Annotated in this window: 16 protein-coding genes; 8 read left to right on the top strand and 8 right to left on the bottom strand. The window is 61.3% G+C overall.

Annotated features, from left to right (window positions below; genetic code table 11):
- Positions 1-374 precede the first annotated feature (374 nt).
- From ACS5Q0_RS23085 to ACS5Q0_RS23050, 8 genes are read right to left on the bottom strand one after another with little or no spacing between them, the layout of a single operon-like run.
- Positions 375-1,391, bottom strand: coding sequence for an ABC transporter ATP-binding protein (locus tag ACS5Q0_RS23085; RefSeq protein ID WP_473128995.1), 1,017 nt, complete (start codon positions 1,389-1,391; stop codon positions 375-377).
- Entirely contained in the window at positions 1,388-2,419 is a 1,032-nt protein-coding gene (locus ACS5Q0_RS23080) for an ABC transporter ATP-binding protein (RefSeq protein WP_473128994.1), read from the bottom strand. The genes ACS5Q0_RS23085 and ACS5Q0_RS23080 overlap by 4 nt, the downstream gene beginning before the upstream one ends.
- Complete coding sequence (locus ACS5Q0_RS23075; RefSeq protein ID WP_473128993.1) at positions 2,416-3,921, bottom strand: amidohydrolase family protein; 1,506 nt, start codon at positions 3,919-3,921, stop codon at positions 2,416-2,418. Before ACS5Q0_RS23075 ends, ACS5Q0_RS23080 begins: the two co-directional genes overlap by 4 nt.
- Positions 3,921-5,111 carry an amidohydrolase family protein gene (locus ACS5Q0_RS23070; protein WP_473129004.1) on the bottom strand — a complete coding sequence of 397 codons (1,191 nt, stop codon included), beginning with the start codon at positions 5,109-5,111 and terminating at the stop codon, positions 3,921-3,923. Before ACS5Q0_RS23070 ends, ACS5Q0_RS23075 begins: the two co-directional genes overlap by 1 nt.
- Before the next feature lie 23 nt (positions 5,112-5,134).
- Complete coding sequence (locus ACS5Q0_RS23065; protein ID WP_473128992.1) at positions 5,135-6,097, bottom strand: ABC transporter permease; 963 nt, start codon at positions 6,095-6,097, stop codon at positions 5,135-5,137.
- Entirely contained in the window at positions 6,084-7,079 is a 996-nt protein-coding gene (locus ACS5Q0_RS23060; RefSeq protein WP_473128991.1) for an ABC transporter permease, read from the bottom strand. Before ACS5Q0_RS23060 ends, ACS5Q0_RS23065 begins: the two co-directional genes overlap by 14 nt.
- Before the next feature lie 58 nt (positions 7,080-7,137).
- Entirely contained in the window at positions 7,138-8,712 is a 1,575-nt protein-coding gene (locus ACS5Q0_RS23055; protein ID WP_473128990.1) for an ABC transporter substrate-binding protein, read from the bottom strand.
- A gap of 53 nt (positions 8,713-8,765) precedes the next feature.
- Positions 8,766-9,500, bottom strand: coding sequence for an aspartate/glutamate racemase family protein (locus ACS5Q0_RS23050; RefSeq protein WP_473128989.1), 735 nt, complete (start codon positions 9,498-9,500; stop codon positions 8,766-8,768).
- 316 nt (positions 9,501-9,816) lie between these two features.
- On the opposite strand from ACS5Q0_RS23050, the gene ACS5Q0_RS23045 reads away from it, so the two are divergent.
- The 8 genes from ACS5Q0_RS23045 to hydA all read left to right on the top strand — a co-directional run bounded on the left by ACS5Q0_RS23045 (position 9,817) and on the right by hydA (position 20,472).
- Entirely contained in the window at positions 9,817-10,566 is a 750-nt protein-coding gene (locus ACS5Q0_RS23045; protein ID WP_473128988.1) for a GntR family transcriptional regulator, read from the top strand.
- 243 nt (positions 10,567-10,809) lie between these two features.
- Positions 10,810-12,378, top strand: a complete 1,569-nt coding sequence (locus ACS5Q0_RS23040) for an ABC transporter substrate-binding protein (RefSeq protein ID WP_473128987.1) — start codon at positions 10,810-10,812, stop codon at positions 12,376-12,378.
- A gap of 61 nt (positions 12,379-12,439) precedes the next feature.
- The gene (locus tag ACS5Q0_RS23035; protein WP_473128986.1) at positions 12,440-13,411 is read left to right on the top strand and encodes an ABC transporter permease; all 972 of its coding nucleotides are present in this window, start codon (positions 12,440-12,442) and stop codon (positions 13,409-13,411) included.
- Positions 13,408-14,322, top strand: coding sequence for an ABC transporter permease (locus tag ACS5Q0_RS23030; protein WP_473128985.1), 915 nt, complete (start codon positions 13,408-13,410; stop codon positions 14,320-14,322). Before ACS5Q0_RS23035 ends, ACS5Q0_RS23030 begins: the two co-directional genes overlap by 4 nt.
- Positions 14,319-16,049: a dipeptide ABC transporter ATP-binding protein gene (locus ACS5Q0_RS23025; RefSeq protein WP_473128984.1), complete on the top strand. Its 1,731-nt coding sequence runs from the start codon at positions 14,319-14,321 to the stop codon at positions 16,047-16,049. Before ACS5Q0_RS23030 ends, ACS5Q0_RS23025 begins: the two co-directional genes overlap by 4 nt.
- Positions 16,050-16,068: 19 nt before the next feature.
- On the top strand, positions 16,069-17,523 hold the full coding sequence (locus ACS5Q0_RS23020) for an amidohydrolase family protein (protein WP_473128983.1): 1,455 nt from the start codon (positions 16,069-16,071) through the stop codon (positions 17,521-17,523).
- A gap of 151 nt (positions 17,524-17,674) precedes the next feature.
- A complete protein-coding gene (locus ACS5Q0_RS23015; protein ID WP_473128982.1) occupies positions 17,675-18,901 on the top strand; it encodes an MFS transporter in 1,227 nt (408 codons plus the stop codon).
- Positions 18,902-19,008: 107 nt separating this feature from the next.
- The gene (gene hydA / locus ACS5Q0_RS23010; RefSeq protein WP_473128981.1) at positions 19,009-20,472 is read left to right on the top strand and encodes a dihydropyrimidinase; all 1,464 of its coding nucleotides are present in this window, start codon (positions 19,009-19,011) and stop codon (positions 20,470-20,472) included.
- Positions 20,473-20,555 lie beyond the last annotated feature (83 nt).

Raw genomic sequence — 20,555 nt, 5'->3', positions numbered from 1 at the left:
CGGCCGTGACGGGAGAGACGACATTCGCGGCCGCCCTTGCGCCGGCTCCTGCAGCTGTCGTCGTGGCGCCTCCCGCTTGGACCTTCCTCTTCACCCCTATCGCTGGCTTATCCCGATGAACGGCACACCGACGGTGTGCGGGCGATCAGAAAGCGTGAAAGTCAGCGTCCTGGTTATCCTTCGGGTTTCCTCCAGAGCCTCGGACGAAAAAGTGGGAACCGGTTTTGCGTGGAAAGAGGCTCACAATCAAAAGCCTAAAGCATCGGACGTGAGTTCGAATTCACGTCCGATGCTCTAAGCCTTCGGCTGATGAAGAAGATGCTGCTTGAGCGAGGGATCAGCATCTCCTGTAAGACGTGCCCATCTCTTCAGCTTCAGTCGGGGCTTGCAATAAAGCCCCTTTGTTTGCCTGTTGCCAGCTGAGATGCGCGCTCGACCGCAAAGCATGCGACTCTGTGCCCCTCACCATGGTACACGAGGTCAGGCCGCTCCTCGCGACAGCGCTGTGTCGCCAGCAGGCAGCGTGGATTGAAGGCGCAGCCCGAGGGCGGATTGATCGGGCTCGGCACCTCTCCACCGAGAGGCTGCCGGTCACGGTTGGGCGCGCTGAGATCGGGGATCGTATCGATGAGCAACTGGGTATAGGGGTGCTTCGGGTCTGAGAAGACCTCGTCTGCCTCCCCCTCCTCGACAATGCGTCCCAGATACATCACGGCAACGCGTTCCGACATGTGACGCACCACCGATAGATTGTGACTGATGAAGACGTAGGTCAGCCCGAGTTCCTTTTGGAGCTTGCGCATGAGATTGAGGATCTGCGCCTGCACTGAGACATCGAGAGCCGAGGTCGGCTCGTCGCACACGAGGAATTCCGCCTCGGTCGCCAACGCGCGTGCGATGGAGATGCGTTGCCGCTGTCCGCCCGAAAACTCATGCGGGTACTTCTCGCCATCCCGCGAAGATAAACCGACGAGACCGAGCAGCTCGGCGACGCGTGCCCTGACCGCCTCCTCGCCCTTTCGCAATCCCAGCGTGCGGATGGGTTCCGCAACAATGTCGAGCACGCGCCAGCGCGGGTTGAGACTGGCATAGGGATCCTGGAAGATCATTTGGACACGTGGGCGCCCCCCGCGCCCCGGAAACGTCACGGCTCCCGATGTGGGGCGGTGCAGTCCAACAAGCAGCCGTGCCATCGTCGACTTGCCACAGCCGGATTCGCCGACAAGGCTCAGCGTCGTCCCACGGTGGACCTGGAAACTCACGCCGTCCACAGCACGCAGGATACGCTTCGGCTGTCGCTCGATGACGCGGTTCAGAAGCGGGGCCGAGACGTCGAACAGGCAGGTGACATCGTCGACGGCGACGACGATGTCCTTCTCAGCGGCATTCATTGAACACCTCCCTGGTGCAGCCAGCAGGCAGCGGCCGTGGCGTGGGCGACTTTAGCGAGAGCCGGCCTTTGAACCGCGCAGCGCGGGCCCGCATGCGGGCAGCGCGGGTGAAAGGCGCATCCGGGAGGCATCGCATCGAGCCGGGGCATCGATCCTTCGATCTGGTTGAGCGCTTCGACGCGGCCGCGCAGGCTTGGGATCGCATTCATGAGGCCCTGCGTATATGGGTGCAGCGGATGCTGAATGACATCGATCGCAGGACCGATCTCGACGATACGGCCGCCATACATGACGGCTACGCGATCAGTCGTCTCCGCAATGACGCCCATATCATGGGTCACAAGCAGCACCGCCGTTCCATGCTCCCGGCACAGTTTCTTCAGGAGCGCCGTGATCTGCGCCTGAACCGAGACGTCGAGGGCGGTCGTCGGCTCGTCGGCGATGATAAGGCTGGGTCCGGCAGCTAAGGCCAGAGCGATAACGACCCGCTGCCGCATGCCACCTGAGAACTGATGCGGGTAATGATCGATCCGCTGCTCGGCCCCTGGAATTCCCACCTGATGGAGGAGTTCGAGCGCCCTTGACCGTGCGGCCTTCGCATCGAGGCGCAGATGGTAGGCGATCGTTTCGCAGAGCTGGCGGCCAATGGAAAAAAGCGGATGCAGGCTTGTCAACGGATCTTGGAAGATCGCGCCGATCTTGCGTCCCCGCACGCGCTGGCGCTCCCGAGGCGGCAGATGATCGATGCGTTCACCCTCGAGCCAGATCTCACCGGCCGACAGGCGGCCGGGAGGATCGAGAAGCCCGACGACGGACATGCCGGTCAGCGACTTGCCGGCGCCCGACTCACCGACCATCCCGAGAATCTCGCCGGGCGCAATATCGAAACTCACATCGGTCGTGGCCTTCAGAATGCCGCGGCGGGTTGGGAATTCCACCCCGACGCCGCGCACGCTGAGAATGGGTCGGCTGGACTGCACAACCGGATCGGGCGCACGGTCCACAAGGGCATTGGCGACACGTGTCATGAGGAGCCCCTTACGGTCGGGTAGCTTGTTGAAAAGATCGCCTCGACCGGTGGGTGGCCGAGCGTGCGTTCCGGGTAGCGCGAGACGAGGCGATCAAACTGCGCCTGGGCTTGCTCATGCCCTGCCCTCTCGTCAAAACCGGGAATCCTGCCGTCAACCATGACGAAGCGTCCGTCGATGATCACATGCCGGACGTCCCGTCCTGCGCTGCCGATCATCAGAGTCTGGATCGGGTCGATCACTTGACCGATCCGGTCGTGTGCCAAATCGACGACGATGATGTCGGCCTTCGCGCCCGGAGCGAGGCGGCCGAGATCCGGGCGCCGGAGCGCGTCGGCCCCGCCGAGCGTCGCGGCATCGAAATAATCCTCCGACCGCACAGCCTCAGCGGAGGCATCCGCTACCCGCGCGAGCATCATACCGACCTGCATGTTGTAGATCATGTCCGGGGGCCAAGTATCGGTGCCGAGACCGATCTTCAGGCCCATGGAACGGAAGCGGCGGAAGCTCTCGATGACCGAGCCGTGGCGCGCGGACACGACCGGACAGTGACAGACGGACGCGCCGCTATCCCTGATGATCTCGAGATCGCGGCCTGGCCGCGCTATGCGGCTCGACCCGGAGACATAGGTCGCGTGGGGCAGAATGGCCCGCTCCGACAGGAAATCGATGCTCTCCAGCCATTCGGGGGGGCTCATGCCGTGCGTTGACAGGACGAGATCGTATTCGAGCTTCGATTGACAGCAATGGAGGCGGATCGGGCAATCGAGATCCCGCGCAGCCGCCGCACTGCGAACAAGAAGCTCTTGAGTGCAGGTTTCGATCCGGTCTGGCGCCAGCATGGCACGGACGAGACCGCCTGCGCACCCATCGATCCGCTCGGCGAACTGGATGGCATCGGCAAGGTTCGCCAGGCCGCGCTCCTCGTCGATGAACATGTCGATGCGGCCGTCTTCGTGGACGAAGGTGTTGCCCGTCCGATAGGCCGGGCCGAGATAAACGCGCAGGCCGAGATCTTCCGCAGCCTGCGCCGCCCCCTCGAATTCCTCGTTGGTCTCACCCCATTCTCGGTAGAACAGCGAAGCGATCGGAAGAGCGGTCGTGATCCCGTTGCGGATGAGCTGGGCGAAGGCATAACGCTTCTGGAATACAAGCTCGTCCAGAGTGTACATCTCGTACGGCCCGCGCTTCATGTAGCTCTCGGGCCAGATACGCCCCTTGCGCCAGGAGGGCTGATTGTCGAAACCAAGAATCGTCGTATCGAGATCCGAGAGCGCATCGAGATCAATGAAGCCCGGCGCAATGAGCGCCTTGCCATAGTCGATGTCCTGCGCAGTCTCGCCCGGAAAATCGTGGCCGACGAAGACGATCTCGTTTCCTTCGAAGACGATTTCGCCATTCTCGAAGATCCGGTGACGCCCACCCTCATGGCCGACGACCCAGCGGGCGCGCAGGCGTACGCGGCCCGCGGGCCGTCCATTCTGAAGAAGCAGAGTGCTCATCACGCGACCTCGAAAAGTGCCTGGCCGTCCCGGGCAACCACGCGTCCGCCTTTAACGACGATCTGGCGCGGTGCACGGTTGACGACGGCCTCGGCCAGGGTCTCTCCCTGGACCAGGACGAAGTCCGCCCGGTCACCCGGAGCGATGCCATAGTCGTTGAGTGCCATCACACGGGCGCCGCGGTAGGTGCAGACATCGAGTGCGATCTCAAGCTCGTCGTCGCGGCGAAAGTTGTTGCGGAGCCCGACCAGCATCGCGCGCTCCAGCATATCCGCGTTGCCATAGGGCCCCCAAGTGTCACGCATGCCGTCCGTGCCGGCGCAGACAAGGACGCCTGCGTCGCGCAGGCGCTTGACAGGAGGCGCCGGACGAGAGGCCGGTCCCGTCGTCATGATGTGGATCCGGTTCGCTGCAAGATCATCGATGAGCCGCGCGACATAATCCTGGTCTGCCATGCCAAGGCAGAAAGCGTGACTGACGGTCACGCTCCCCTGCATGCCCAAGGCACGTGTGCGATCGATGATCATCTCGAGGGAAAAGGCCCCAAGTTCGGCGGGTTCATGGAGATGAATATCGAGCGGACGGCCGAACCGCTCGGCCAGACCGAAGATCACATCGAGATGGCCCTTGGGGTCGCGGTCGATGGCGCTCGGATCGAGACCGCCCACGACCTCCGCCCCGAGTTTGAGCGCCTCCGTCATCAGTTCGACGGTGCCAGGGCGCACCAGCATTCCGCTCTGCGGGAAGGCCACGATCTCGACATCGCAGATGTCCTTCAGCTGTTCACGGGAGCGCATGACACCCTCGATTCCCGAAAGACCGCAATCCGTGTCGACGTCCACGTGGGACCGGATATGCGTCGTGCCCTTGGAGACGGACAACTGGATCTGGCGAGCGGATTGCCGGGTCGGGTCGATGCCGAGCATGCGTTTCTGAAGGCGCTCGTTGTCGATTTTATCGATGAGCCGAGGCCCGACCTCATTACGGTACCAAGGCATGCCAAGAAGCGTCTTGTCGAGATGCGTGTGAGCTTCAACGAGGCCGGGCAGGAGGATGGCGTTGCCGCCCTCGATGGTCTCCTTCGCCTCGACTGCGACAGAAGTCAGCGCGGCTATCCGTCCATCCTTTACGACGAGGTTCACCGCCGGCCCGGCCGCTGGCCTGACCTGTGTTACGACGAGATCGGCCATTTGGGGAAGAGTGTGCGTCTGGGTCATTTCAGCCTCGGGTTGAGTGCGTCCCGCAGCCAATCGCCGAGCAGGTTCACGGCCAAGACGAGGACGCAGAGATAAAGGGACGGAAAGAAGATCACCCACCATTGGCCGCTGAACAGATACTGATTGCCGATACGGATGAGTGTTCCGAGCGACGGTTGTGTCGGCGGCATGCCGAGGCCGAGAAAGCTGAGCGTCGCTTCGATCAGGATCGCAAGCCCGAGATTGAGGGTCGCTGTGACCATCACGGGCGTGAGGGTGTTCGGCAGGATATGGCCGAGCATGATCTTCAGCGGCTTGACGCCGATGAGCAGCGCAGCCTGCACGTATTCTTTGCGCCGCTCCACCATTGTGGCGGCCCGTACGGTGCGTGCGTATTGAACCCAACTCGTCATGGAGATGGCCAGCACCAGGATCAGGGCAGCGAAGGCCTCTCGGAGATTGGACGGCAGAAGCTGCCGGAACACAGAGGTGACGAGGATCGCGACCAGGATGGTGGGAATCGACAGGATCGTGTCGCCGATACGCATCAGCAGGTTATCGATCCAGCCTCCGAAATAGCCGGATGCGAGGCCGACCAGAATGCCGATCACGAAGGAGAGAACGACCGTCGCAGCTCCGATCATCAGGGAGATGCGCGAGCCGTACAGGATGGCGGCTAAGACATCGCGGCCCTGATTGTCCGTTCCCAGCAAGAACTGGCGGACGCCGTCAGGCTCCCAGACGGGCGGCAGTTCCGCGTTGAGCAGATCGAGCTGGCTCATATCGAACGGATCCTGCGTCACGAGGAGTGGTGCAAAAGCAGCGCCTAGCACGGTCAGGACCAGGATGACCCCGGCTGCCAGAGCGAGACGGCTGTGCGTAAGGCTCCACCAGAGATCGCTTTCGCGCCAGCGGGCGATGAGCGACTTACGACCGGCAAGTGTCACGGGGATTCCCGAGGTTGTGTCAGGCTGCGGCATGACTACCTCCCATGGCGCCCTTGTTACGAAGACGCGGATCGACGAAGCCGTATAGAAGGTCGACGATCGTGTTGAGGGCAACGAAGATGAAGGAGACAATGACCAGATAGGCCGCCATCACCGGAATATCGACAAATGTGACCGCCTGGATGAACAGCATGCCCATGCCCGGCCACTGGAACACGGTTTCGGTGATCAGTGCGAAGGCAATGAGATTGCCGATCTGCATGCCCGTGATCGTGATGACGGGCATGAGACAGTTACGCAGGGCGTGTCGGAAATAGATAACCCCATTGGGGAGGCCGCGGGCGCGAGCGAACTTGATGAAATCCGTCCGCAGCGTCTCCAGCATCTCGGCGCGCACCAGACGAAGAACCAGCGTGATCTGGAACAGGGCCAGCGTGATAGAGGGCAGGATCAGCGCCGCGCGCCCGCTTGGTGTGAGAAGACCGGTGCTCCAGATACCGAGATCGATGGTCTCACCGCGTCCGAAGGCTGGAAGCCAGCCGAGCTTCACCGAGAAGAAGAGAATAAGGAAGATACCCACTGCAAAACTGGGAAGCGAAACACCGACGATGGATGCGAATTGAAGTGTCTCGGCGAGAACGCTACGGCGGTAGATGGCGGTGATGACGCCCATCGGAATGCCGATGACGAGAGACAGCAATGTCGCGACGAGGACGAGTTCAAGAGTTGCCGGAAAACGTTCCGCTATCAGCGCCGACACGTCTTGCTGGTTTCGAAACGAGATCCCGAAATCCCCCTGGACTGCGCGGACGACAAACTTGCCGTACTGAACCACGAAAGAGTCGTTAAGACCGAGCCGCTCGCGCAGTTCGTCGCGCTGCTGCTGTGTCGCCTGCTCGTTGAGCATCAAATCGACGGGGTCGCCGACGAACCGGAAAATCAGGAAGGCCAGGAAAGCGACGGTCAGCATCACGCCGACGGCACCTGCGATCCTGCGTAAAACAAAAGCCAACATGGAAAATCCTCTCCCCTGCCGGCACCTCGCGCATTGTTGGCGAGGTGCCGGGGCAGCGCTACTTCATGCGCGTGAGCCAGTGACGAGCCTTGTTGTCCGACAGCTGGACGATATCCGTGACGTCCTTGCTGGCGGCCCAGGCCATCGGCTGCTGATGCAGCGGGATGAACATGATCTCGTCGCGAGCGATCTTGAGGGCCTCATTCATCATCGCGACGCGCTTCTCCTGGTTGAGCTCACTTGCGGACTTGTCGGTGAGTTCATCGATCCGAGCGTTACCCCAGCTGCCCCAATTGAAGACGCCTGCCGTGCCTGTTTTCGAATGCAGCACCTGGACCAGAATGCTGTAGGCGTCGATCATCGGCTCATTTGCCCAGCCCAGCGTTGTCACGTCGAAATCACCACGGACGCGCTTCGGATTCTGAATCGTGCGCGGCCCTGAGTTAAGCTGCGGCTTGAAGCCGGCGCGGGACCACATGGAGACGGCTGCCTGACACAGCTCTTCCTCGTTGGTGTAGGAATCCGTGGAGCACACGAAGGCGAATTCGAAGCCGTTCGGATAACCCGCCTCTGCGAGGAGTTTTTTCGCCTTCTCGGTATCGGACGGCAATCGCTCGTCCATGTCGGGTGAATAGCCCGGGATCTGAGGCGCCACGATGGCTCCCGTGTTGCGCGAGAGGCCACGCATCGCACGCTTCTGCATCTGGTCGATGTTGATGGCCTGGTAGAGTGCCTGACGGACCCGCTTGTCCTGGAAGGGGTTGCGGTCCTTGATATCGGATTCAAACGGCTTGTCGCGCATGTTGAGCGCAAAGAAGACGGTACGGAGTTCCGTCGTCTGCAGCACCTTGACGTTGGGAGCCTGCTCAAGACGCGGCAGGTCCTGCAAGGGCGCAACGTTGGTGAAGTTGATTTCACCCGACAGAAGCGCAGCGACGCGGGTCGGGGCCGAGGTAATGGGGATCAGCTCGATGCGGTCGATGTTGTGCTTCTTCTTGTCCCACCAGCCGGTATTTTCGACGAACACGGTCTTGGCGTCCGGACGACGGGACTCGACCTTGAACGGCCCGGTGCCGTTGGCATTGTGCGTCGGATAGCCCTCGACGCCCTTCGCCGAATCCGTCGGCAGTTCGGCATTGTTGGCGACCAGCCAGTCCTTGTCGAAGATGAAGATGTTGGTGAGATCGTTGAGCAGCAGCGGGTATGGCCCGTTCAACACGATGTCGACTGTGTAGTCGTCGACCTTGCGGGCGTCCTTGTAGGCCGGGAGATTTCCCTTGAGCGGCGAGGTCTCGTGACTGACGCGCTTGAGCGACGCGACGACGTCATCCGCCGTAAAGTCGGCTCCGTTGTGGAACTTGACCCCCTTTCTCAGGCGGAAGCGCCAGACTTGTGGCTCGACTGTCTCCCAGCTTTCGGCCAATGCAGGCTCGATCTTGAGGTTCGCATCGTAGCGGACAAGACCCTCGTAGACGTGGTTGAGGACAGAGAGCGTGAAGGTTTCCCCGAAGGAATAGGGATCGAGAGATGCGATGTCGCGTGGGGCTCCCCACTTGAGGGTCGCGGCGCCTGCTGGAGCGGCAAGCAGCAGGACGGCAGCGGCGGCCAGGAGCCTGGATCTTGTGCGTTTCATAGTCTTCCTCCCATTATGTATCGGGTGTCTTAGACAGTGGAGCGTCCAGACGGTCAGTGTCCCTCTGTTGTTACCGCTGGAATGCTCCGCCGAGCGACGACGCTGGCGGACTTGTTCGGCCGCAGCCGCGTCAGGGCTTCGACTTGGGCGAGACCCGCATCGAAAGAGTTGATCAACGGGATACGGAACGTTCCCTGCAGATCATCAGTCATGTCCGCTACGGCGGCGCCGCCGATAATCACGGCGTCTGCGCCACGATCCAGAGCCTGCTCGATCACCGATGAAATCTGACGGAGAGCGAAGGTTCGATCTGCGGCCAAGTCCAAGGCTTGGCCGGGGACAGGGATAATGCCGAGGCAGCGGTCGTAGAGCGATGCCGCCTGGAGATAATCCTCGATCATGGCGGGCCAATGCTCGCCAACGGTGACGATCGCGTACCGGCGCGCGAGCTGGAGCGCGCACAGAACGGAAGCCTCCGCCATGCCGATAACCGGGAATGGAAGCGCCTCTCGAACGGCCGCGATACCCGGCTCCCCAAAGCAGGCGATCAGACACGCGTCGAGCCCAGGATCCTTTTCCGCGACGTCGCTGACCTTCTCAAGGATGGCATGGGCCGCAACGGTCACTTCAGTTCGTCTTGTAATGTAAGGGGAGCCGAAACCGGCAGTCTCTGCTCGAACGACCCATTCAGATCCGAGAACCGCACAGGCGCGCTGGTGCATCCGCACTGTCAGGTCGGCGGTGGTGTTGCCATTGATCAGGAGAAGCCGGCGCCATGAACCATTCATACAATAACTGTATACATGTATTGTATTCTCGACAATCCTCTTTTTGGCGCTCTCCTCCTGTGGATCAATTCCCGCAGAAATATACTGTCTGGCATCACAACATATTGATATAACTGAGTAAATTTTACATTGTGTGCCAGTGTACAAGTGAAATCGATTTTCAGCCGGAATGAGTCGAAAACCAGAGGCGCTTACTCAACTGCATCCCACCATGGCTGCTCAGCCGAGGACCGGTTGCACTGTTGCACAAGAGCAAATACTGTATACATAAGGCAGTGGGAGCGGTATATTTGCCCGTTGCGCCTGAGAGAGTCCGATGGATACGAAGTCATGGAAGTCCCGAGAGTCGTCTGCACAAAGTGCAGAGTCCAAGGACAAGAAGCCGACCGGGCCTAACTCTCGAAGCGATTCGGTTTACTCCGGCCTCCGCCGAGCCATCATCGAACAGGCCCTTCTCCCGGGCGACAAGCTGACGGAAGATCTGATCGGAGAGCGGTTCGGGGTGAGCCGCACGATTGTCAGAGCCGCCTTGGCGCGTCTCAATGCAGAGGGGCTGGTTGATCTGCCCCCCAATAAAGGCGCTGCCGTCGCACAGCCGAGTCTTTCTGAAGCCCATGACATTTTCGAGGCGCGAATGTGCGTCGAAAGACAGGTCCTGGCCCGCCTCGTCGAGAAGGTTACCGATCAGGATATTCGGCGGCTTGAGCAGCATGTAGGCCTGGAGGCCAAGGCCAGCGCACACGATGGAGCAGCCGCGATCCGTCTAGCCGGAGAATTCCATGTTCTTTTGGCGGAGCTTGCCGGCAACAGCGTTCTAGCCCGCTATGTCAATGAGTTGGCATCTCGTTGCTCTTTGATTCTCGCGCTCTACAGCCGCCCGCACTCCTCCGAGTGCTCGGTGAACGAGCACCAGCAGATCATTGACGCGCTTCGTGCCCGGGACGCCAGCTTGGCCATCTCGTCAATGGATCATCACCTGCATGCGGTCACCGAGCGTGCCCTGCTCCTCTCTGAAGCGGATACGCCGAGGGACATCAGATCCATTCTTGACCGTTACGCCCGCTGATCGGGCGAACACGAGCTCTATAATGTAGCTAGGTTCGGAACGAGTCCGTTCCTGCGCGCAATACCATCGACGCCTCGCTCCCCTGCGGGTGCCTCGCCTTGGGCGAACAGCTGCCGCGCCACTCGTTGAAGCATCGACTTTACAGAGACCGCCCGGCCTGATTGACGCACACAATAGTGTATGCAAAACTCTGTTTCCATTGTATTCAATTATAAGCCCGCCAGAGGGCATTGGAGGCTCACAATGAAAACAAGGCACATTGTCGGTCTGTCGGCCGCTGTCGGGATCCTGCTGAGCTTCTCCGCAGAGGCCAAGACTCTGCGGTGGTCATCGCCAACCGACCTCACCACCCTCGATCCGTATGCCCATACGGAGAGCTTCACGACCAGCATGCTGCACCACGTCTTCGATCCGCTGGTGCGCCGTGGCCGCAACCTTGAACTCGAGCCGGCCCTGGCCGTCAGCTGGAAGAACGTGAAGCCCGACACGTGGCGCTTCGAGTTGCGCAAGAACGTGAAGTTCCACAATGGCAACCCGTTCACCGCCGACGACGTGGTCGCCTCGTTCACACGCCTCCTCGACCCTGGCGCCCGCGCCCGCGGCAATATCGCGACTGTCGTCAGGGCCGAGAAGGTCGACGACTACACGGTCGACATCGTGACGAACGGCCCCTACCCGCTCTTGCTGAACGACCTTGCCGGCGTATACATCATGGACAAGGAGTGGATGGAGGCGAACGACGCCCTGAAGCCCGGCAACATCGCAACCGGTATCACCACGGCCGCTTCGACCTCCGCCGTCGGCACCGGCCCGTTCAAGGTCGAGTCCTACAAGCCCGACGCTGGAACCACCTTCGTGGTGAACCCCGATTGGTGGGACAAGCCCCAGCACAACATCGACCGCATCGAGTTCAAGCCTGTGAAGTCCGACGCAACCCGCGTGGCTGCGCTTCTTTCCGGCGAGCTCGACTTGATCGCCCCCGCGCCCCTGCAGGATCTGCAGCGCATCGGCGCTTCGTCCGGCTTCAAGGTGATCGAAGAGCCGTCTCTGCGTCTCATCATGCTCTCGCTTAACTTCGGGCCCGAACTTAAGGCGATGCCGGGTCAGAAGAACCCGATGCTTGACCTGAAGGTGCGCCAGGCCATGTGGCACGCCATCGACTTCGAGGCGATCAAGAAGCGCGTCATGCGCGACAAGTCCCGCAGCACCGGCACCCTCGTGGCGCCACCGGTGCCCGGCTATTCCAAGGACAATGATCAACCCTTCGGCTACGACCCTCAGAAGGCGAAGCAGATTCTGGCCGAGGCGGGCTATCCGAACGGGTTCAAGACCAAGCTGAACTGTCCAAACGACCGGTACATCAATGACGAACAGATCTGCATCGCCATCGCGTCGATGTGGACCAAGGTCGGCATCCAGACCGAACTGCAGACCGAATCCCGCGCTACCTATTTCCCGCGGCAGGATCGGGGTGAGTTCGACGTCTCCATGGTCGGCTGGGCAACGTTGCCGCCCATGGACGGCTTCAGCGTGCTCGCCTCTCTGCTGACCGACAAGAAAGAAGGCTACGGCGGCTCCAATTCCAGCGGCTACACCAACTCGCAGATCGAGGAACTGACGCGCAAAGCCGCGGTCGAACTCGATGAGGAGAAGCGCCGGTCTATGCTGATTGAGGCTCTGAAGGTCGCTCGTGACACGGTGGCCTACATCCCCATCCACCAGCAGCCGGTGGCCTGGGCCGCCCGCGACGGCGTCGAGGTCCCTCAGTTCCCGGACGAATACGTCCGCCTGTGGTACGCCAACATCAAGTAAGCCCTCCCACAAAGGACTCGCGGCCCGTCTTCAGCAAGGAGGCGGGCTGCCAGAGATGGTCATGCTGAAAGTCCTTCTCTCTCGACTCGGGCAAGCGCTTCTCGTGATGCTCGTCGTCTCGGCCGTATCATTCGTGATGTTCCGGTTCGTCGGCGATCCCGTTGCGGCCATGTCGCGCGAGAATGCCACCGTCGAGGAGAAGGCCGAGCTGCGGAGTTCGCTTGGCCTCGATCAGCCCGTCGTCGCCCAGTACGGGCGTTTCCTTGCACGGACTGTCCAGGGCGACCTCGGCATCAGCTATCGCAACCAGCGGCCCGTCACGGAGCTCATCGCCGAGCGTCTGCCGGCGACGCTGGAACTCGTCATCATCGCAACGATCCTTTCCCTGTCCCTGGGGATCCCGCTCGGAGTTCTCTGTGCCCTGAAGCCCAACGGGATCGCAGCACGGCTGGTGCAGGCCCTCTCCCTCATCGGTATTTCAACGCCGACATTCGTAACCGGAATTGTTCTCATCCTGGTCTTCGCGGTCACTCTGGGCTGGCTGCCTTCATTCGGTCGTGGACACATCGTCAATCTAGGCTGGTGGTCCACGGGGTTCCTCACCGCGAGCGGTCTGAAATCACTCCTGCTGCCGGGCATCACGCTCGCCCTCTACCAGCTGACCTTGATCATGCGCCTCGTTCGGGCGGAGATGATCGACGTGCTGTCTAGCGACTACATCCGTTTCGCCCGAGCACGCGGCTTGCCCTCCCGCTACATTCATTTCCGGCTGGCCTTACGCAATGCCCTGATGCCCGTTATCACCGTTACGGGCCTGCAGATCGGCTCCCTCATTGCCTTCGCCATCGTCACCGAGACGGTGTTCCAATGGCCGGGTATGGGCCTGCTCTTCATCCAAGCCGTGAGCTTTGCCGACATCCCCGTCATGGCAGCCTATCTGCTCTTTGTGGGCCTGCTTTTCGTCCTCATCAACACCGTGGTCGACATCCTCTATGCGGTAGTCGATCCGCGCCTGCGTGCGAGGTCCGCATGAACACGCTCACCACCTCTCCAGGTCTCCTCACCCGCATTGGTGCGCCGATCTCCGTGATGATCGCAGCGGTTCTGGCGCTCGTCATCATCGCCTCCGCCTTGCTAGCCTCGCGGATCGCACCGTACGATCCTACCGATCTCGCATCCTTTGAGCTGATCAATGCCGAACTGCCGCCCGCCTTCACGGCCGATGGAGATGCCCGCTTCCTTCTCGGCACCGACAATCAGGGGCGGGATCTCCTGTCAGCCATGCTCTACGGCGCGCGCGTCTCCATCGCGATCGGCGGCGGCGCGGTTCTCGTGGCGGCGACCCTCGGCGTGATCCTGGGACTGCTCGCAGGATACTACGGCGGAAAAGTGGATGCGGTGATCATGCGGATTGCCGACATCATCCTGAGCTTTCCCACTATCCTGCTCGCCCTGCTGGTGAGTGGTGTCGCCCGTGCTCTCTTCCCCAGCGCTGCGGCAGCCGAATGGGCGCCGGTCATTCTCATCTGCGCCATCGCAATCCATGAATGGGTGCAGTATGCCCGTACGGTGCGGGCCGCAACGATGGTCGAGACGGCCAAGGACTACGTGCGCGCTGGCAAGGTCATCGGCCTTCCCGCCTATCGCATCATGCTCCGGCACATCCTGCCGAACGTGATGAGCCCGGTTTTGGTGATCTCCACGATCAATCTCGCTGCGGCCGTGCTGACGGAGGCCACCCTGTCCTTCCTGGGCGTCGGCATGCCGCCGACTTATCCCTCGCTCGGCACGCTCATCCGCGTCGGCAACGAGTTCGTCTTTTCAGGCATCTGGTGGATCGCCCTGTTCCCCGCCCTCACCCTGGTGGTCCTGGTGCTGGCAGTGAACATCGTCGGCGACTGGCTCCGCGACCGGTTCAATCCCAAACTGCGGGTGAAACGATGAGCCTTCATAAACCGCCTGTCCTCGCCATCGATGGCCTAAGGGTGGAATATCCTCTCGCCAATGGGTCAGTCTTTACCGCCGTCGAGAGCGCGTCCCTGATCATTCAGCCTGGTGAGATCCATGCCCTCGTCGGTGAATCGGGCGCGGGCAAGACCACCATCGGCAACGCAGTGATGGGATTGCTCGAGAAACCGGGCCGCATTGCCTCCGGCACGATTCACATCGGTGGCAAACCGTTCGATCCTGCCAGAGGGTCTGCTGAGGGAGTCGTGCTCGGACGTGACGTCGGCGCGGTCTTCCAGGACCCCATGACGAGCCTCAACCCACTGTTCACAGTGGAAAGCCAAATCACCGAAACCATGCGGGCGCATCTCAAGCTCGATCGGGCAGAAGCCCGCACGCGCGCCATGCAGCTTCTCGAGGCGGTGGGCATTCCCGAGCCGCAGCGCCGACTCAAAGCCTATCCGCATCAACTCTCGGGCGGTCAGCGCCAGCGGGTCGTCATCGCCGCTGCCCTGTCCTGCGACCCGAAGCTCGTGGTCGCGGATGAACCGACAACCGCTCTGGATGTTTCCGTCCAAGCTCAAATCCTTAAGCTGTTGCGCGATCTCGCTGACCAGCGCGGCATCGGCATCCTGCTGGTGACCCACAACATGGGTGTCGTAGCGCAGATTGCCGATCGGGTGACTATCATGCATCGCAGCAAGGTGGTCGAAACGGGGCCGACGGTCGAGGTTCTGCGTCGCCCGAAAGCGCCTTATGCGAAGGCGCTGATCGGCGCCGTTCCGCGGATCGACATGAAGCTGGAACGTTTTCCCGTGTTAGGCGAGGAGGGCAAGGGGCGCGCAGCCGAGGCCCGGGCAGCTCTGCGCGCGAAGACGGAGCGCAAAGACGACCTCGCCGAGGGCACTCCCATTCTGTCTGCCGAGAATCTGCGTGTCGATTACGTCACCAGCGGCTGGCTCCCTGGTTCGAAGGGCCATCAGTTCCGCGCCGTCGACGATGTGAGCTTCTCGGTTAGCAGCGGCGAAGTCTTTGGCCTCGTAGGCGAGTCGGGTTGCGGCAAGACCACCATTGCAAACGTCATCTCGGGGCTCCTCACGCCAACATCCGGACGAGTGGTCTATCGTGGTCAGACGATCGCGGGGGAAGGTGCGACGCGGCGGGTTGGCCCCTTGCGTCAAGCCATTCAGATGATCTTTCAGGATCCCTACTCGTCTCTCAACAGCCGCATGCGCATCGGATCGATCCTGGCCGAGCCTATCCTGTTCTACCATCTCGCGTCCTCAAAGGCCGAGGCCGAGAGCGATGTCGCGCAGCTGATCGAGGCGGTCGGGCTTGAGGCCGACGCGGCCCAACGCTTCCCGTACGCGTTCTCGGGCGGCCAGCGCCAGCGCCTGTCAATCGCCCGTGCCCTGGGGGCAAGACCCAGGCTCATGGTGTGCGACGAGCCCACCTCCTCCCTTGATGTCTCAGTACAGGCCCAGATCCTGAACCTGCTCAAAGATCTGCGCGACGCCACCGGGCTGACGCTGCTACTCATCAGCCATGACCTAGCGGTGGTGCGGCAGATGTGCGACCGCGTGGCCGTGATGAGACGCGGAAAGCTGGTGGAAGAGGCTAACACCGAGACGCTCTTCAACGCACCGCAGCACTCGTATACGCGGGAATTGCTGTCTCTCGTTCCGACCCTCGACCACATTCGCGGTGAGACCGAAGCCGCCTGACCCGACCGGAGTTTTCTGAATGGCCGACATCATCATCACCCATGGCATCGTGGTCACGATGGATCCGACCCGTCGCGTGATCGAAGACGGCGCTGTTGCGATCAGCAAAGACAGGATCGTCGCCGTGGGATCGACCAGCGAGGTCCTGGCAGCGCATCAGGCGCCAGTGATCATCGACGCCACAAACAAGATCGTCATGCCCGGGCTCATCGATGGCCACGCCCATGCCGGACATGGGCTGATCAAGACTATGGGTGGCGGCGACAGCGAGCAATGGTATCAAGCCTGCGAGGCGGCCTATACGGTCGCGTCAACGCCCGAGTTCTGGCGCGCCGAGGCACGACTTGCGTCGCTCGAGAGACTTCGGTTCGGCGTCACGACTGGTGTTTCCCTGCTCGGCGGTGGCGACACGATCCTGCGCACCGACGAGCCTGTCTACGGCGATGCCCATTGCGAAGGCGTGCGCGAGGTCGGCACGCGTTCGGTCGTGGCGGTTGGCCCAACGCGACCGCCGCATCCTCGCACCTATGCACGCTTCGTCGATGGAAAGACAGTGGAGCGACCCGTCAGCTTCGAGGAGCAGCTCGAGACCTGCCGGACGCTGATCAAAACAAGGCACGGCAGTCACGGCGGCCGTCTCAACATTGCCCTCATCACGCCAACCCTGCGGGATGAACATCGGGAACAGCTCGGCGAGGCGAACCTGATGGAAGCCCGTCGCCAAACGAAGATAACCGCCGATCTGGCGCGCGAGGTCGGCCTTGTCTTCACCCAGGATGGCCATACCAGGGGCAGTGTCGCTTATGCCAAGGAGCTCGGGATCCTGGGGCCGAATGCGCTCCTGTCGCACTCGACCGATCTGTCGGAGGATGAGATCCGGATCGTGGCCGATACTGGAACGAGCATCGCTCACAACCCGAGCGCGATCGCCTCGATTCTCGGTCGCTGTCCTGTTCCCGAGCTTCTCGAAGCGGGAGCCAATGTCTGCCTCGGGTCTGACGCCACGGCGCCGGACCGGTCGGGCGACATGTTCCGTCACATGCAGCAATGCATGCATTACCACCGGACCTACTTCAAGGATCCGACCTGGTTGCCGCCAGGCCGTGTGCTGGAGATGTGCACGATCGACGGCGCCAAGGCGCTCGGGATGGAAAAGGACATCGGATCCCTCGAAGTCGGCAAGAAGGCGGACGTGGTGCTGCTGGATTTGCGCCGCCCGCATCTCTATCCGCTCAACATGCCGCTCTTCCGGCTCATCTACTTCGCCAACGGCAATGATGTGGAAACCGTGATCGTCGACGGCCGCATCGTTCTTCAGGGCCGCAAGGCCATGTTCGTCAACGAGGACGAAGTGCTCGACGATGCGCAGCGCGAGACGGAGGCGATGCTCGATCGGACCGGCTTCCGGTTCATGCTGGAGACGCCAGCGATGTTCTGGAAGCATGTCCGAGCAACAGACCAGATCGAGCACTAACCCCTGTGGCGCGATGCTCGCTCCGACGCAATATTGCGGTGTTCATGAATTGCGACGCGTCGAGTCCCCTGCTCACCAAATGACGCTGTTCTACCGGGTGAGGCCGCCGCACACGCCAGCCCACCCACTAAGATGATGTTGAGTCTCTGTCATGGACAAGGTTTGTCTGCAGCCCGCTAAAAGGCACTCTTCCGCCTCTCTCCTCATGACGGGCATGGCGGCATGTCTGCTGATTGCGGCGTTCAATCTGCGCCCCGCTCTCACCAGCGTGGCAACGATGCTTGCCGAGATCCAGAATGGCCTTCCTGTGAGCAGCGTCTGGACAGGCGTTCTGACGACCCTTCCCGTGCTCTGTTTTGGAGCCTTCGGCCCCTTGGCTCCCCTTCTGTCACTCCGCCTGGGTACGGAAAGAGCCATTTTCCTGCTGCTGTTGCTTCTCGCGGGAGGGCTTGGGCTCCGGATCCTCCCATATGCCGGAACTCTTATGTTCAGTGCATTGATGGCTGGAGCAGCGATCGGCATGGTCGGCGTCCTCTTGCCGGTCATCATCCGCAGGGATTTTTCACAACGGGTTGGTCTGGTGACGGGGCTTTACACGATGGTGCTGAGTCTCGGTGGCGCCAGTGCCGCTGGCGCAACCCCGATGATAGAACACGCGGCACGAAGCTGGACATGGGCTCTGGCTTTCTGGGGCGCTCCTGCCCTTCTGGCCGCGATGCTGTGGTCCGCCTTATCCTTCAGAACAATCGGAGCAAGTCGAACCGCGCGGCTTCCTCCATTCTCCGTTCTGCTCCGCGATCCGGTCGCTTGGCATGTCACTATTTTCATGGGCCTACAGGCATCTCTGGCCTTCATTGTTCTCGGGTGGCTTCCAACCTTGCTCCGTGACCGCGGCCTGACTGTTGTGGATGCCGGTCTGGTGACTTCGGTATCGATCATGGCTCAAGCGGCAACGGCCCTCTTGGTGCCGATGCTCGCGACACAGAAGCTCTCCCCATCCATCCTTGTAATGGCCGTCCTGACCGCCACGGGTGTGGGTTTTCTCGGCCTTCTCTATGCTCCTGTCGAAACCAGACTCCTTTGGGCGGCGCTCCTGGGTCTCGGACAGGGCGGGCTATTTGGGCTTGCTCTCCTCTTCATCTCGCTCCGTTCGCCCTCTGCTGAGGCGGCAGCGATGCTCTCAGGGATGTCTCAGAGCATAGGCTATCTTGGCGCGTCATGCGGGCCGTTCGCCGTCAGTCTCCTGAGAGGCATCTCGAACCGGCTGGAGGGGCCTGTTCTTCTGTTTGTTTCTATCGTGGTTTTGTGCATCTGGTCCGGCCTGCAGGCGGCCGGTCCAGAGCAAGTACGACTTTCCCGAGCGAGCTTAAACGACTGAGACGGGCCTTCGGGTCAAGTTCCCCTTGCTGAGCTTCAATCCATCTGCCTAAATTACACAGAGAATAAAGGCTGAACCACATCACAGCCCAATCGTCGGAGGAACCATTGATCGATTATGATCTGGTCGTCAAAGGCGGAAACGTTGTCACCTCCGAGGGCGTCTCGACCATGGATGTGGCAATTCACAATGGCCAGATTGTTGCGCTCGGCCGGAGCCTTCAGCAGGGACGGCGCACCATTGATGCCACGGACAAGCTCGTTCTTCCCGGCGGGGTGGACGCCCACTGTCACATTCAGCAGATCTCCGGTAGCGGGATGATGAATGCCGATACATTCGAGACAGCCACTCGCTCTGCCGCTTTCGGTGGCACGACAACCGTGATTTCCTTCGCGGCCCAGCATCGGGGGGACAGTTTACGCGAGGTTGTCGAGAACTACTCGCGCCTCGCTGCAGCCGGCGCAGTCACGGATTATGCCTTTCATCTGTGGATTTCCGACCCGACTCCGGAGACGCTGGAGCAAGATCTACCGAGGCTGATCGAAGCCGGACATCGCTCGATCAAGATCTTCATGACCTATGACCGCGTACGTCTCCTCGACGAGGAGGTGCTTGATGTAATGATGGTCGCCCGCAAGCATGGAGCTTTAGTCTGCGCTCATGCCGAGAACCACGGCATGATCAAATGGATGGCCGAAAGACTTGTGTCCCGCGGCTATGTTGAGCCAAAGTACCACAGCGTTAGCCATCCGCGGGCATGCGAGATTGAGGCGTTCGAGCGGCTTTTTCGCTTCTCCCAGCTTCTCGATCAGCCCATCATGCTGTTCCATGTCTCCACCGCAGAGGGCGCCGCTGCGATCAGACGAGCGCGCGGCGAAGGCATCAAGGTCTTTGCCGAAACCTGTCCGCAATACCTGTTTCTCACGGCGCAGGACCTGGATCGGCCGGATCTCGAGGGCGCCAAATGGATGTGCAGCCCTCCCCCACGCTCCACGGCGGATCAGGAGGCACTGTGGCGAGCGCTTGATCTCGGCGACCTTCAAATTGTCTCCTCCGACCATGCGCCCTACAGATTCGATGCCAGCGGCAAGCTTTCCGCTGGCCCCAACCCAGATTTCAAGCAGATCGCAAACGGGCTGCCGGGGCTCGAAACTCGCCTGCCGCTTCTGTTCGACGCCATGGTGAGCCAGGGAAGGTCGAGCCTTGAGAAGTTCGTCGAGCTGACGGCGACGGCCCCGGCGAAGATCTATGGCCTTCACCCCCGTAAGGGAGCCATCGCGGTGGGCGCAGATGCGGACATTGCAATCTGGGATGCCAATCGCGAAGTGACGCTCACGGACGACGGGCTGCACGACAATGTCAGGTATAACCCCTTTGCCGGCCGCAGGCTGCGAGGCTGGCCAGAAATGGTTCTGCTGCGAGGGAATGTGATTATCGCCGATGGAGCGCTTTGTGCCGCACCAGGATCCGGTCAGCTGCAGCTACGCGGGTGCGCCGCATCCATGAAGCCGACGGGAAGGCTGAGCCCTGAATTCGATCCCGCCACCAATTTTGGCGCGCAGCTCCTGTGACCCGCTTCGTCAACTCTCCGGCAGCCAGTTGGCTGCTTCCCATCCAGCACATCTTCATCGTCTCGGTACATCATGACTGACAC

It is taken from the genome of Microvirga sp. HS2, assembly GCF_055792805.1.
Note: the sequence above shows the minus strand (reverse complement) of the source record. Positions and strands in the feature narration are given on the sequence as shown.